The following is a 12,979-nucleotide window of genomic DNA, read 5'->3' on the forward strand; positions in this document are numbered from 1 at the left end:
GCGGCCATCGCCAAAGCTGAGAATCAGACTGGAGACAGCGACCCTATTCAGGCAGCTATCGCTCGGGCGCAGGCACGAAAAGCCGCGCGAGCAGCTAACCCTGTAAACGATCATCAAGTACAGCAAGAAAAACTTGCCCGTATCGAGGCACGCCTAGCGAAAGCCCGGGAAAAACTTGCGGCCGACGATGGAAGCGACCCCACAATTGCCACCGCACTTCAGAATGCCGTCCGCACTACTGAGAGAAAACTGACCGATCTTCAGGCTGAGCTCGCAGGCACTGCGGTGAAGCCAGACAACGAAACTGAGAACGCATGAGCCTTTTGGTCGTTACATCGCCGCACGCCCACGGGCCCATGAGCACCCGTAGCGTTATGCGTACTGTCCTATTGGCCACCCTGCCGGGCGTCGCAGTGCTGAGCTACTATTTCGGCGCGGGAGTGATCATCAATATCTTGTTCGGCGGCCTAGTAGCTCTGAGCTGCGAAGCGATGGCGCTTGGACTGCGCAAGCAAGCCCTAAAGCCTTTCCTGACCGACTACAGCGCATTGGTGGCATCCACGCTCTTATGCATCGCACTGCCTCCCTACGCGCCTTGGTGGCTACTCCTAATCGGCGTAAGTTTCTCCATCCTCATTGCAAAGCACCTCTACGGAGGACTGGGCTACAACCCATTTAATCCCGCCATGGTTGGTTACGTTGTATTACTCATCTCCTTCCCTCTGCAGATGAGTACCTGGGCAACCCCCCTGGGCATAGGAGAGTCAGTTCCGGGATTCATGGAAGCCTTACGCGCCTGCTTCAACCCCAGCAGCTTCGACGCGCAAACCATGGCGACGCCCTTGGATCTTATGCGTCAGAACACAGGCATGCTGCTCACGGAACTTTACGCCAGTAACCCACAGTTCGGCGTATTCCAGGGTGTGGGCTGGGCCGGAGTAAATCTGGCCTTCCTCATCGGGGGACTATTCTTACTGTATAAGGGCGTGTTTACCTGGCACGGCCCCATAGCTATGTTGCTGGCATTAAGCCTATGTGCGCTAATATTTTACGACGAGGGAAGCTCTGCCAGTGGCGGTTCGCCGCTGTTTCATCTGTTTAGCGGCGCAACGATGTTCGGTGCGTTTTTTATCCTGACGGACCCGGTGTCCTCAGCGGTCAGTAATCGCGGACGCTTAGTTTTTGGCGCTCTTATCGGCGTTCTCATCTACACAATTCGAGTACGGGGTAACTATCCTGATGCCGTAGCTTTCGCGGTATTGATTGCCAATTTTGCAGCACCGTTTATCGACAATTACACACAACCAAGGGTCTACGGGCACGGCGGGGGTCCCAAAGCGTGAACGAGATTCGCCACGCCATGACACGTAATAGCTTGCTACTAGCCGGCTTCGCTGTGCTCACTGCATTGCTGGTTGCGAGCACTTTTTTAGGCACCAAAGACCGTATCAGCGCTGCGCAACGCGCGGCAGAAGAAAAAGCACTTTTGCAAATCGTCCCGCGAGATCGACACGACAACGCAATGCTCGACGATCGGCTTGTAGCCCCGATCAACGACCCCTTGCTGCAATTAAGTGAAGAAAAATCAATCTATGTCGCCAGACGCACCGGCGTGCCAACCGCCGTACTCATCCCCGCAGTGGCTCCTGACGGATACAGTGGTGCGATTGAGTTAATCGTAGGGGTTAATCGCGATGGCAGCATTGCAGGTGTTCGGGTCCTCCAACACCGCGAAACTCCGGGGCTTGGAGACGCTGTGGACCATCGCAAATCAAACTGGATCAACGGCTTCAAAGGGCGCTCACTCACTAACCCGGTAAGAGACCGCTGGACCGTGCGCAAAGAAGGCGGCGACTTTGATCAATTCACCGGAGCCACGATTACGCCCCGCGCCGTCGTTAAAGCTACTGCCCGGGTTTTGCAATACGCCCAGGATAATCGTAAAGAACTCTTTGGCGCCGCGAGCGCTGGCCAGGAGCCCACACCATGAGCACAGCTAACTATGGCGAACTCTCGATCAACGGTCTTTGGAAGAACAATCCAGCGATCGTCCAGCTCTTAGGGCTTTGCCCACTGCTAGCCGTGACCGGCAGTGTCGTCAACGCCCTGGGTTTGGGTATCGCGACTTGCTTCGTACTCGTGACATCCAACACAGCGGTTTCACTCATACGTAACGTGACCCCCGATGCAGTGCGGCTTCCCACATTCGTGATGATTATTGCCGCCGCGGTGACCTGCATCGAATTGCTCATGCAGGCCTACAGCTATGAGCTTTACGAGATACTGGGAATCTTCCTACCGTTGATTACGACAAACTGTGTGATTCTTGGTCGGGCCGACGGCTTTGCTCGTAAAAACCCGGTACTCCCAGCTATGTACGACGGCTTCATCATGGGTATGGGGTTCACCCTGATCCTGCTGTTGTTGGGCGCTCTACGTGAGCTCTCAGGAACCGGTGCTATCTTCGCAAACATGGATTTACTATTTGGTCCTTCGGCCGCGAATTGGAAAATCGTCGCGTTTGAGGAGTATCAGCCCTTTTTGCTGGCTATTTTGCCGCCAGGCGCTTTCATTTTCACAGGTCTTATCATTGCTCTTAAAAACGTGATCGACGGGAGCATTCAACGTCGAGCCGCCGCGCGAGCCGCGCCGATAGAAACGGGCAGCAAGCGAGTGCGCGTCACCGGGACTGTTAGCTAGTTAAACAGATCACTCGATGGCCATACGGAGCGTGTCAAGAATATCATCGACCGCCGAGTCATCGAGACCTTGATTGTCGGCTTCACAACTGTAGGTAACGTAGAGCAGCAGTTGTCCTGCATATAGATACCATTCCCGAATAGCCGCGCCCTCTTCAAGCAGCGACGTGCATATTCCCTCAAAGCTGCCGCAACGCGATGAATCCCAGGCGCTGGCATCGGGAACAAACTGCTTGAGATCATCGGCTCCAAAATCGCCGGAATCCTTACGCAACTCACTAATTTCGATGCAACCGACACCGTCACGATCGCCGATCACAATCGCATCATCTTCTTGTTCTGCCTGCCACTCATCAGGGAGCAGTAACCCCCAATCTCCGGCTTCAAGTACTCGCAATTTGAATCTCCAGTTGGCGACTCATCAACACCGCCGTCTCTGCGGCACCCCCATCCTGAGTAGGATAGTAATGCGCCCTCTGTCCATCACGCGTAAATCCCGCTGACAAATACAGTGTCTGCGCGATAACGTTACTCTCACGTACTTCTAACAACAGGCGCGCCACGCCCATGTCCGCCAGTAGGCCGATAAGCATATCAAGCAATTGTCGCGCAACACCTTGGCTGCGCGCCTCAGGCACTACCACGAAGTTCAGGAGCGTCGCCTCATCGAGTACTCGCGAGCAAGCCGCAAACCCACATATTTTTTCAGCAAGAGCGACAAGAAGCACAACGCCGTTTTGCTCAACTAGGCGTTCGTAGCTCGCAGCCTGCGCGAACACCCGAGAAAATGCTCTGTCAATATCCAGAATTACGTCTGCATCGGCAGGCCCAGCTTCACGGATCGTGATGCTCAAGCGCGCAGCGCTGTCCAGATATCACGCTTCAACAATGGGTTTTCAAGCACATCTCGTGTTGCAGGCGCATACCGTCTGGCGCAGGGCACCTGAAGATTCGCAACTAACGCTTTGCTCGAATCACCCAAACAAATCAGCTCCACACACGCGTGCTCTTCAATTTGTCGATAAAGAAAGCCTTGTAGGGTTGCTGCGGCCTCTTCGGCGCCTAGACCTAACTGTGCGTTGTCATGGAGCGGCCACCGAAACTCGGTCACGGCAGGCGCATCATCACCGCCGTCAGGGTGAGTAAGCGCTCTACCCATTGCAGTAACAAGCAGCACCTGCTCCTGAGCGAGCGCTTCATCTCCCAGCCCCTCGAGCCAAAGGCGTCCTGCGCAGATCACCACTGCCAGACGAAAACGCGTTACTGGCTCGCTGCGGTTTATGGGTGTCGACGAAGATTGTGTATCGGGCAGACTCCGCGCTGTCGCCGACTGTCCTACATCCTTGCGCAGAGATTCTCGCAATGCCTGCGCGGCCGGCGGGCTGGTACGTGTACGAGGCGACAAGTGAGTGGATGAAGCGTTCGTCGGCGATGCCGGAGCGGCGTTTGGCGCTGTGCCAGAGGGTTTCATCACATCGATTTGCGCCGTTGCGCGCAGCGCATACTTAGCCGTGACAGCCGCACCGGGCAACGCTCGACGCGTGACGTAAATAGGGACGCCCATTGCCGCCAGGTAGCGAAGTCGATTAATTTCTCCAGATGCACTCATATCGTCAGTTTAACACCGGGCCATGGTGATCAGTGCAGTCGCCATCCATGGATATTAAAAAAACGCGCGGCGGACCGGCCAAACCACAGGATGTGACGGAGCCCTTTTTGGGCGGCAAAACCACCGTGATGCACTATTCGCATAGTCGGCAGATATATAATCTGACCCTGAGACGCGAGTCGCATGGAAAGATCAAAATCTTCGAAGTACATGAAGTACCGCTCATCAAAGCGTCCTAGCGCAGCAAAGCTGCTCTGGCGACATAGCAAACAGGCGCCACTAAGGAGTTCTACCTCGGCAGGCCCAGTCGCCTCCAAATCACGATACTCATAGCGGGCGAGTCGCCCTGCAAACTTCTGTCTGAGTGTCGAAAACGGCAAGCCCCGCAACATCAGGTCGAACACCGTAGGATACCGCTTGCAAAGATACTCCCGGCTACCATCGCTGCGCTCGCAATAGGGATTCAGTGCCACAACATCGGGCTGTGACTCCAAAAAAACCAGCGCTTCACGCAGGGCGTCCGCCGCCAACTCAACATCGGGGTTCAAAATCAATAAATAGCGATCGGAACTGCCTTGCAGCGCCTGATTATGCCCGCTCCCGAAACCTGCGTTTTGGCTGCTCTGCTGAAAACGCAGTGACAACGCCGGATCTTTGTGAGCCTGAAGTTGTGATACCAGAATCGCGATCTCCTGACGATAATCGTCGGCGGAGTCGTTATCCAGAAGCGTCAAAGAGACGGGAGCTGACACCAAGCCGTCAAGTGCCCGCAAGCATTCAAAAAGGCTTTGCAGAGTGACACGCAACTGCTCGAGACTGCTATTGTGGAGCACGATTGAGACACTGAGTGTCGGTGCGATGCTTGCCTCGTTTATCATCCGGCCGATACTAGCAGTTGGGCTGCCAGCCTGCATTGAAGAGGCGTTTTTGGAACCACAAATGAGACGAGTGCCGTGACAACTCAGAAAAGCCGTAGATGGGGATTTGGGCCTGGCCTACTGGTCACTGCAGCGTTTGTGGGGCCTGGCACAATCGCCACGGCCAGCGCGGCAGGCGCTGGCTATGGCTACGCTTTACTTTGGGCATTGCTGTTTTCCGTCGGGGCCACCATGGCTTTGCAGGAAATGAGCGTTCGACAGGCCATCGTCACCGGCAATGGGCTTGCCACAACCTTACGCGAGGCCCTAAAAGGTCGATGGCTTGGACGCGGGGCAATCCTGCTGGTCATCGCCGCTATAGGCCTGGGTAACGCCGCCTATGAGTCTGGCAATATTGCCGGTGCGGCGCTGGCACTCGACAGCGTTTCGCAGATAAACACGCAGTACTGGGCCCTGGCAATCGGTGGCACATCTGCTGCTCTGCTTTTTCTACCGGCCTATCGGCAACTCGAACGCGTGCTCATCACCCTTGTCCTGATTATGAGCGCCGTATTTGTCACCAGCGCGCTACTGCTAAAGCCAGACTGGTCTGCGCTATTGCAAGGGCTTACGCTGCCGAGCCTGCCTGCGGGCTCGCTGACCACAGTCATAGCACTTATCGGTACTACCGTCGTCCCCTATAACCTTTTCCTGCAAGCCAACGCTGCCCGAGAGCATTGGTCAGACGAGCCTGATCGGGTACTAGCATTGTCGGCCGCACGCACAGACACCGTTGTTTCCGTTGCCCTTGGTGGACTCATTACCCTTGCTATCGTGAGCGCCGCTGCTATTACCTTCTTTTCCCAGGGGCTGGCGTTCTCTCCGGACAAAATCACCCTGCAGCTGGATCCGGTTCTTGGCCCTTCAGGTCGCTATGTTTTTGCCCTGGGACTGTTTGCAGCCGGGCTCACCAGCGCAGTTACCGCGCCCCTGGCCGCTGCGTATGCCGTTTGCGGCGCATTGGGCTTGCCCGATACGCTGCGAGGCACTGCCTTCAGAGTGATCGCCCTGAGTGTGGTCTTTACGGGCACGCTGTTTGCCGCCACGGGCGCTCGTCCACTGAGCCTGATTGTGTTTGCGCAGGCAGCTAACGGTCTACTGCTTCCCGTAATAGCGATTATCCTGCTGTGGCTCATGAATGAACGTAAGTTCCTAGGCGAGGCCTCCAACGGCTGGAAGAGTAACCTGCTGGGAGGAATCGTAGTCGTGGTTACTCTCGGCTTGGGGGCAAACAAGTTAGCGGGCCTCATTGGCCTATGAGTCGCCCTGTCAGAGTAAAGTTTGTGTAAAAAATTACAAAAACGCGCTATCGCCATGTTATCTAACATTTTTTCTATGATTAGCACTGTATTGTGGTAGCCTATATAACGTAGCTGAATCCTGTCAGTATCGAGTTGACAGGCATCAGGTAGCCTAACCAGCGGGAGTGGGAGCGGTCCGGTACCGCCGAAGAGCGGCTCGGCCATCCCCAAAGGGGACAATAATGATTAAGGGCCTTCGCACACTGTGCAGCCGAAGGGGCGCCGTAGGCGTCATCATGAGCGCTATGCTCGCACTAATTAGCGCCTGCGGAGGCGGTGGTGGCGGTAGCGACGGCGGCGGTGGATTTCTCCCCGGCAGCGGCGACAGCGACCTGACCTCTTACACGGTCACGCTCACGACCATTGACGCTGCTGGCAATCCTACAACGCTAGTAACCGAAACGTTTCCAGCGACGCTCCGCGTAGAAGTCCGAGACGACAGCGTTGACGCAGCTCCCGTGAGCGGCCTTGTGGTCCTTGCAACAGCTGAATTCGCAGTTATCTCACCCGCAAACGGTCAGGCACTGACTAACGCTGACGGTATCGCCGAGTTAGAAATTCAGGCTGGCGCGGCTCTCGGCGCAGACACGATAACCGTTACCGCCGAAAGCCCCACGGGAACCGTCACGGCAACTATCGGTGTTGAAGTTTCTGGTGCGGGATTGAGTTTGGGCTATTTTGAAGGCACGTCTTTCATTGCTGGCCAGATCGGCCTGAGTAGTAACTCTCTAGCCTTCCGAGGCAGTGCGGTGGCAAGGCTGGCGGTAGTCGACGAAGCCGGCACACCCTCAAGCGCCGTCCAACTTATCCGCTTATCCAGTGCCTGCTCTCTAAGCGGTCTTGCCTCTTTTAGCGCCATTGGTGATACCGGCACTGGTACAAACACTCTGACCATCGAAACCCTTGACGGACTCGCCAGCGCCGAATATCTGGCCGGCAGCTGCGAAAGTGGCGATGATCTCACCGCAATACTCATCGATGGAGATTCTACAGCGACTGCCAGCGTCACCATCGCTGGTCGGGATGCCAACTTCATTGGTTATGTCTCCACCGAACCTACTGAGGGCGGCGACACGTCAGGACGCACGATTATTGCCCTCAAAGGCACCGGCGGCCCTGGTCGACCAGAAGTTGCTTCGGTGACTTTTGAAGTCCTCGAAGAAGCGGTGATTCTTGAAGCCGGTGACCCAGCGCCGGGCGAGCCTGGCTACCTTGATCTGGACAAACGCAAGCCTCTAGCCGGCGTAGCGGTTAACTTTTCGCTAACTAACACGCTTGGGGGCATCTCGCTGATCAATGCGTCTGGCGTCACCAACAGTCAGGGACTGGTCGTTGTCGAGGTGAGTGCAGGCAACGTCGCGACATCCACCGTCGCAACAGCCAGCTTTGATACCAGTGGCAACCAGCAGCAAGCCGCATCCTCCAATCAAATCGTCATCAGCACAGGCTTGCCCCAGCAAAACGGCATCAGCGTTTCTGCCAGCCAGTTCCACGTGCCCGGGGCACGCGACATTGATGGCGTGGAGTCCACGATCACAGTCCGCTTGGTGGATCGCTTCGGCAACCCTGTCGCGGATGGCACAAGCGTGGTATTCACCACAGAATATGGCGCTGTTGATACGTCTTGCCTCACGGGAACCAGTAACGGCACCCGGGCTGATGCCGCAACGCCTGGCCTGGGTACCTGTAGTGTGCTGTGGACCAGTCAAGCCCCGCGCTTCCCAGTATTCAATCAAGATCTGATCCAAACCACCGAGGACGACAACAGCTACAACTGCCCCTCGCATACGGGCTCCTTTGGCCCCTGCCCCGATGACCTGGGTGCTATACGCGGGCTACGAAGCACTGTGACAATCACCGTGGTCGGTGAGGAGTTCTTTGTTGACGGCAACGGCAACGGTATCTATGACGAGGGCGAATCTTTCGAGAATCTACCCGAGGCCTTTACCGATCACAACGAAGACGGTGTATATACACCATTTTCAGGTCCTCAGTGCCCTTCACCCAGTTCCGAAGAGAACTGCATCGCGGCAGGCTCTTCTGAAGAGTTCATCGACTTTAACGGTGACGGGATGTACAGCGAAAACGTGGATCCGAACACCGGTGAAGGCGTTTATAACGGCAGTCTCTGTCCTCCCGAGGGCGACGGCGTGTTCTGTAGCAGAGATCTACTCAATGTTCGCTCATCGATCGTGCTCACGCTCACAGCGTCTGCGCAGAATTTGCAGGCGTTAGCCGGCAAGCGCCCCGATTCACCACGCGTCGCTACAAACATCCTTCAGGAAGGTGTCCTATACGACATCTACATCGCCGACACCTATAACAATGCGCCGGGTGCGGGAACCACGTTGACATTCAGAGCAGACCTGGATTGCGAGATAGTTTTCCCCGAAAGCACTGAGAGCCTTGTCGTGAACGTCCCTGATTTAGTGGGGCAAACAGGTGCCTTTACATCCACCATTGGAATCAACGGTACTGGCATTCCAGGTGGAGGGCGTATCACTGTGCTTGCGCAGGACAATGGCGGCGCCACATCGCAGATTGCAAGCTTTGGCTGTAGCACTGTTTGCTCAGACGATCCAGATCCAACGGATCCAGCTAACTGTGATGAATAAAACTACTTAAGCAATGTCATCACTGCCAGGTAATCAGAAATACTAGTCCACGTTGCTCTAAAGCACTCTGGTAAATCGAACTAGAACAGTCGATCTCGCAAGAGGTCGGCTTTTTTTATCCGGAGGAGCGAGAGGCGTGACCGAGGCTGGCTAATGGGATACCGCCACCGCTCAACAAGCTTGCAGCTCACTTGCGGCAAGAGCCGCTCGCCCACTACTTTTGCAGTACAGCACAAAACGTCGTGACCTAGCCTGCAAGGCCTCATCTGTCGAGAGTATGAACTCGAACCAGCCTCTGGAGATGTTGACGGCTCCGGCAACATGACCATCACGGGACTCATCCCCCTCGCGAACATCGATGAGAACATCAGCCGCTACCAAGGCAGATCCCGCTTGATCCATAGTGACTTCAACGACTCGTGCGTTTGCTTTTACTGCTGCCACTAGCTCATGAGTTGACTGCATTCTTACAATCCCCGTCGTGAGAGGAATCCAGCGTAACGCCGCAGGATGCACCTCCCGCTCACCTAGTGGGCGAACAGGGCCGTGTAAAAAAACCCATCATGACGTAGGCCGATGTTACCCTCGGATGATGCTTATCCCGCACAGACACACGCTTTTGGAGGGTAAATTTCTTGCCCGCTACGATCGCTTTATCGCGCGAATTGTCCTTGGAGGTATCGAGGTTGATGCTCACTGCGTTAACACAGGGGGCATGGAGGGCCTGATTCGACCAGGCAGTCGCGCCTGGGTATCAGAAGTCCCTGATGATAGCCCTCGAAAGCTACGCTACACCCTTGAGTTACTCGAAATCGATGGCGTCACCATCGGCGTGAACAGCATTCTTCCCAATCGCCTTGCCGAAGCCGTGCTTCGATCAAGGCAACTCACGGGCTTAAAGCGCTATCGCACACTGTCACCAGAGGTCGCCTACGGAAACCGGTCTCGCGTAGACTTTTTACTCGAAGGCACCAACTGGCGGCACTGGGTGGAGGTAAAAAACTGCCACCTCGTCTATCCCGACGGCGGCGCTTACTTCCCCGACTCTGTCAGTAAACGAGCCACGGGGCACTTGGACGAGCTTGTTGAAAGGGTACGCGCGGGTGATAAGGCGAGCGTGCTCTTTGTGGTGCAACGTAAAGACGCGCAATTCGTTCGACCCAGCGCTTTGCATGATCCGGCTTTTGCCAAGGCGGCTACCGACGCACGTAAGGAGGGCGTTCGATTTCAGGCTCTTCAGTTTGATCCGGGGACTCGGGGTTTTAGCTACCTCGGCACTATCCCTGTGGATACCAAACCCTATCCTCTCCAAGAGATCCGTCGCTTTCGTGAGGCACACGCACACACTTCTGGCTGGGTGCGCCGAGGCAAAACCCGAAGTGGGAGCTGAGCTAGCCGTTAAGGGTTGCCAGAACTCGATTAGCCTTGCGCCGAAATGCAGGGTCCTGCAACAACTGAGGGACTTTCCCCAACCCAGCCCCCTGAAGGTGCGCTGGAAGATAAAAGAGTCCGGACTCTTCTGAGTCGATCAAGTTGAGCTCCCCGATATCCCGAAGACCACGATAGGTCACCCCGTCACCAATCAGCCCCGCCAGATACATCAAGACATTGTCCCGCTTCGCTTCTCCCTGCATAGGGTGTTCGGCCGCCGACGTAACCAATGGCAGCAGACCAAACTCGATAGCGTTGGCTATATCATCAGGAAGGTGCCACAAACTCGCGAGTGTCGACCCGACAATCGCGGCGTTGGCAGAACATGCTTGCTGCTGAGCGGCAACACGCTGAACGATACTTACTCCTTCGGAATACCACGCAGGCGACTCTTCAATACCCATCGCTAAAGCGACGTCACCAAGATTAAAGAAAAGCGCTTTAGTCGCCAGAACTGACGGACGCTTCACGCCCAGCTCCTGACCCAACATTTGCGCCATAGCGCTCGCTGTGCGCGCCGATTTCCATATACGCGAAAGTGCTGCCTGCTGCGCAGGTGTTTCGGCATCCAGCCGCTCAGCCACAGCTGCCTGAGCAACAAGTCCCTTTACAACACTTACACCAAGATAGGTGATTGCATGCTGCACGCTGGTGATCGGGGAGGCCAAAGAAAACGCCGCTGAATTCACCGTGCGCAAGATACTGGCGGTCAGCCCCGCATCCGAGGCCACAGCTTCCATTAGGGCGTCAGGCGTATCAAGACCGCCTGCGAGCTGTCTCTGCACCGGATGTGGCTCAGGCATATTGGTGCACACAAGCTTGATGCGCTCTCGTACAGCCTCATCGATCTCGCTTTTCGTGATCAGATGAAACCCTTGTAACTCGTCTGGCGTCGGACGAGCTTGCTTAGCAGGTGGATCGATCGTTTCCGATTGAACCACCGGCAACTCCGCGGACTCCGCACCTTTGGCATTGGGCCGGCTCACAGGCGTTTCTTTGCGGGGCCTATTCGAACGCGATTTTTTTTTTGGCTTCCGAATCAATAGCCAAAGCGTTGATGCCACCAACAAAACCAGAACCACCCAAAGCGCATTCAAGCCCATCTAACTGTTCTCCAAAACGTCCAACACAAGCTTTTAATCAGCGCGTCGATCAGCCAAAGCCGTCTTTGTTCACCGCAGTATCATCAATATAGAGAAGATATGTATGATCGATATAATAGATATGATATTTAAGCTGTCAGCTGCGACAGCAGTAGAAGCATACCATCAAAAAAGTGCAGATTTTCGAAACACTAGATCTCCATCGGCAGAAACCTAAAGCTCGCTACCGATACAGGACCAAATCGCTATTGCGTTATTAGACGGCTTTGAGCTTCTCGAACTTCTATCGGGTAGCGTCTTACCTATCTGGCAATGGTCGCTCATCTTGACCTGGCAACAAGCGATGCATAGACTTCTCGGAACCAGATTGCATATTCGCAGCCAAACTGCCGCGACCAATCCCCTAACTGTCTTATAAGGCTCACTATGACTATCAGCGACGAGTGGGTTGAATGGACTCGCTCCAAGCTGAAACGCGGCACTGCAATTACTAAAATCCGTGAAGGCTTAAAGAACGAAGGTTTCGTAGAAAAAGATATCAAGTACGCGCTAAAGAAGACGCTGGCGAAGAGTGCGTACAAGCAGAATGTGCAATCAGCCGCAGTGAAAAAGAAGCGTTGGGGTCTGGATCCAAGCACCGATTACCATTCACTAGCCCACCCGACGCTCACGCGCAACGCAGATGGCAAGAGCGTCATTTCCCTGGGCAGCGCAGAACTTCAGCTCTTCGTTATCCCCAATTTCCTCGACGTTGAACAATGCAATACGCTGATCGAGATAATCAGGACCAACGCACATCTGTCGAGGGTAGATGGCTACCAGCGACTATCTGACATTCGCTCTAGCCGCACATGCAGCCTCGCGGTCCACGACCACCCGTTTGTAGCAGAAGTAAACCATGCAATATCGCGCACCCTGGGACTGAGTTTGAGATGGTCCGAGGTCTCCCAGGGACAGTGGTATGAACCCGGGCAGCAATACAAGCCACATCTGGACTACTTCCCACCAGGGTCCCCCGAACACGCTCAATTTGTCAGCGCCCAGGGGCAACGGTCGTGGACTTTCATGGTTTATTTGAACAAGACGGAACACGGAGGCGGCACGCACTTCACGCAGCTTAATAAGACGCTCATTCCGGAGCAGGGGCTGGCGGTATGCTGGAATAACTTGCGTGAGTCGGGAGAGCCAAACCCCTTCAGCGAGCACGCTGGCTTGCCCGTTGAAACTGGATCGAAGTACATCATTACAAAGTGGTTTCGTGACCGTGGAGAGGGTTCGCCTTTCACTCAGTAGACGGCACTTAG

At 55.2% G+C, this 12,979-nt stretch carries 13 protein-coding genes and 1 pseudogene; 8 read left to right on the forward strand and 6 right to left on the reverse strand.

From position 1 onward, the window contains the following. The 4 genes and pseudogenes from ACI9KD_RS15120 to ACI9KD_RS15135 form a co-directional block, all read left to right on the forward strand. A pseudogene (locus tag ACI9KD_RS15120) lies at window positions 1–318 on the forward strand (electron transport complex subunit RsxC); the annotation flags it as partial. Continuing rightward, window positions 315–1,343, forward strand: a complete 1,029-nt coding sequence (gene rsxD, locus ACI9KD_RS15125; RefSeq protein WP_414982008.1) for an electron transport complex subunit RsxD — start codon at window positions 315–317, stop codon at window positions 1,341–1,343. The pseudogene ACI9KD_RS15120 and the gene rsxD, both read left to right, overlap by 4 nt. After that, window positions 1,340–1,990, forward strand: coding sequence for an electron transport complex subunit RsxG (rsxG, locus tag ACI9KD_RS15130; RefSeq protein WP_414982009.1), 651 nt, complete (start codon window positions 1,340–1,342; stop codon window positions 1,988–1,990). The genes rsxD and rsxG overlap by 4 nt, the downstream gene beginning before the upstream one ends. Then, window positions 1,987–2,700, forward strand: coding sequence for an electron transport complex subunit E (locus ACI9KD_RS15135; RefSeq protein WP_414982010.1), 714 nt, complete (start codon window positions 1,987–1,989; stop codon window positions 2,698–2,700). Before rsxG ends, ACI9KD_RS15135 begins: the two co-directional genes overlap by 4 nt. Window positions 2,701–2,709: 9 nt before the next feature. Here the strand turns inward: ACI9KD_RS15135 and ACI9KD_RS15140 are convergent, their stop codons facing one another. The 4 genes from ACI9KD_RS15140 to ACI9KD_RS15155 are packed head-to-tail and all read right to left on the reverse strand — an operon-like array spanning window position 2,710 to window position 5,186. Then, window positions 2,710–3,096 carry a hypothetical protein gene (locus tag ACI9KD_RS15140; RefSeq protein ID WP_414982011.1) on the reverse strand — a complete coding sequence of 129 codons (387 nt, stop codon included), beginning with the start codon at window positions 3,094–3,096 and terminating at the stop codon, window positions 2,710–2,712. Beyond that, window positions 3,083–3,553, reverse strand: coding sequence for a ribosomal protein S18-alanine N-acetyltransferase (gene rimI / locus ACI9KD_RS15145; protein ID WP_414982012.1), 471 nt, complete (start codon window positions 3,551–3,553; stop codon window positions 3,083–3,085). The genes ACI9KD_RS15140 and rimI overlap by 14 nt, the downstream gene beginning before the upstream one ends. Then, a complete protein-coding gene (locus tag ACI9KD_RS15150; RefSeq protein ID WP_414982013.1) occupies window positions 3,550–4,308 on the reverse strand; it encodes a hypothetical protein in 759 nt (252 codons plus the stop codon). Before ACI9KD_RS15150 ends, rimI begins: the two co-directional genes overlap by 4 nt. Before the next feature lie 29 nt (window positions 4,309–4,337). After that, a complete protein-coding gene (locus ACI9KD_RS15155) occupies window positions 4,338–5,186 on the reverse strand; it encodes a glycosyltransferase (protein WP_414982014.1) in 849 nt (282 codons plus the stop codon). A gap of 75 nt (window positions 5,187–5,261) precedes the next feature. On the opposite strand from ACI9KD_RS15155, the gene ACI9KD_RS15160 reads away from it, so the two are divergent. Together ACI9KD_RS15160 and ACI9KD_RS15165 are read left to right on the forward strand one after the other, a co-directional pair. Further along, the gene (locus tag ACI9KD_RS15160) at window positions 5,262–6,485 is read left to right on the forward strand and encodes an Nramp family divalent metal transporter (protein ID WP_414982015.1); all 1,224 of its coding nucleotides are present in this window, start codon (window positions 5,262–5,264) and stop codon (window positions 6,483–6,485) included. Between the two features lie 223 nt (window positions 6,486–6,708). Beyond that, the gene (locus tag ACI9KD_RS15165) at window positions 6,709–9,141 is read left to right on the forward strand and encodes a hypothetical protein (RefSeq protein ID WP_414982016.1); all 2,433 of its coding nucleotides are present in this window, start codon (window positions 6,709–6,711) and stop codon (window positions 9,139–9,141) included. A 171-nt stretch (window positions 9,142–9,312) separates the two neighbouring features. Here the strand turns inward: ACI9KD_RS15165 and ACI9KD_RS15170 are convergent, their stop codons facing one another. Further along, entirely contained in the window at window positions 9,313–9,606 is a 294-nt protein-coding gene (locus ACI9KD_RS15170; RefSeq protein WP_414982017.1) for a rhodanese-like domain-containing protein, read from the reverse strand. A gap of 124 nt (window positions 9,607–9,730) precedes the next feature. On the opposite strand from ACI9KD_RS15170, the gene sfsA reads away from it, so the two are divergent. Further along, window positions 9,731–10,531 carry a DNA/RNA nuclease SfsA gene (sfsA, locus tag ACI9KD_RS15175; protein ID WP_414982018.1) on the forward strand — a complete coding sequence of 267 codons (801 nt, stop codon included), beginning with the start codon at window positions 9,731–9,733 and terminating at the stop codon, window positions 10,529–10,531. Window position 10,532: 1 nt separating this feature from the next. Here the strand turns inward: sfsA and ACI9KD_RS15180 are convergent, their stop codons facing one another. Continuing rightward, entirely contained in the window at window positions 10,533–11,558 is a 1,026-nt protein-coding gene (locus ACI9KD_RS15180; RefSeq protein WP_414982019.1) for an HDOD domain-containing protein, read from the reverse strand. Window positions 11,559–12,101: 543 nt separating this feature from the next. Between ACI9KD_RS15180 and ACI9KD_RS15185 the strand changes: the two genes are divergently transcribed. Beyond that, window positions 12,102–12,968 carry a prolyl hydroxylase family protein gene (locus tag ACI9KD_RS15185; RefSeq protein WP_414982020.1) on the forward strand — a complete coding sequence of 289 codons (867 nt, stop codon included), beginning with the start codon at window positions 12,102–12,104 and terminating at the stop codon, window positions 12,966–12,968. Window positions 12,969–12,979: the final 11 nt, after the last annotated feature.

Origin of the sequence: Congregibacter sp. (assembly GCF_047617445.1) — a bacterium.
Lineage (GTDB): Bacteria > Pseudomonadota > Gammaproteobacteria > Pseudomonadales > Halieaceae > Congregibacter.

Excerpts from the sequence above, each read along its gene's own strand:
- ACI9KD_RS15155 (WP_414982014.1), bottom strand. The coding sequence starts at position 5,186 with ATGATAAACGAGGCAAGCATCGCACCGACACTCAGTGTCTCAATCGTG.
- ACI9KD_RS15185 (WP_414982020.1), top strand. The coding sequence starts at position 12,102 with ATGACTATCAGCGACGAGTGGGTTGAATGGACTCGCTCCAAGCTGAAA.
- ACI9KD_RS15150 (WP_414982013.1), bottom strand. The coding sequence starts at position 4,308 with ATGAGTGCATCTGGAGAAATTAATCGACTTCGCTACCTGGCGGCAATG.
- sfsA (WP_414982018.1), top strand. The coding sequence starts at position 9,731 with ATGATGCTTATCCCGCACAGACACACGCTTTTGGAGGGTAAATTTCTT.
- ACI9KD_RS15135 (WP_414982010.1), top strand. The coding sequence starts at position 1,987 with ATGAGCACAGCTAACTATGGCGAACTCTCGATCAACGGTCTTTGGAAG.
- ACI9KD_RS15165 (WP_414982016.1), top strand. The coding sequence starts at position 6,709 with ATGATTAAGGGCCTTCGCACACTGTGCAGCCGAAGGGGCGCCGTAGGC.
- ACI9KD_RS15170 (WP_414982017.1), bottom strand. The coding sequence starts at position 9,606 with ATGCAGTCAACTCATGAGCTAGTGGCAGCAGTAAAAGCAAACGCACGA.
- rsxD (WP_414982008.1), top strand. The coding sequence starts at position 315 with ATGAGCCTTTTGGTCGTTACATCGCCGCACGCCCACGGGCCCATGAGC.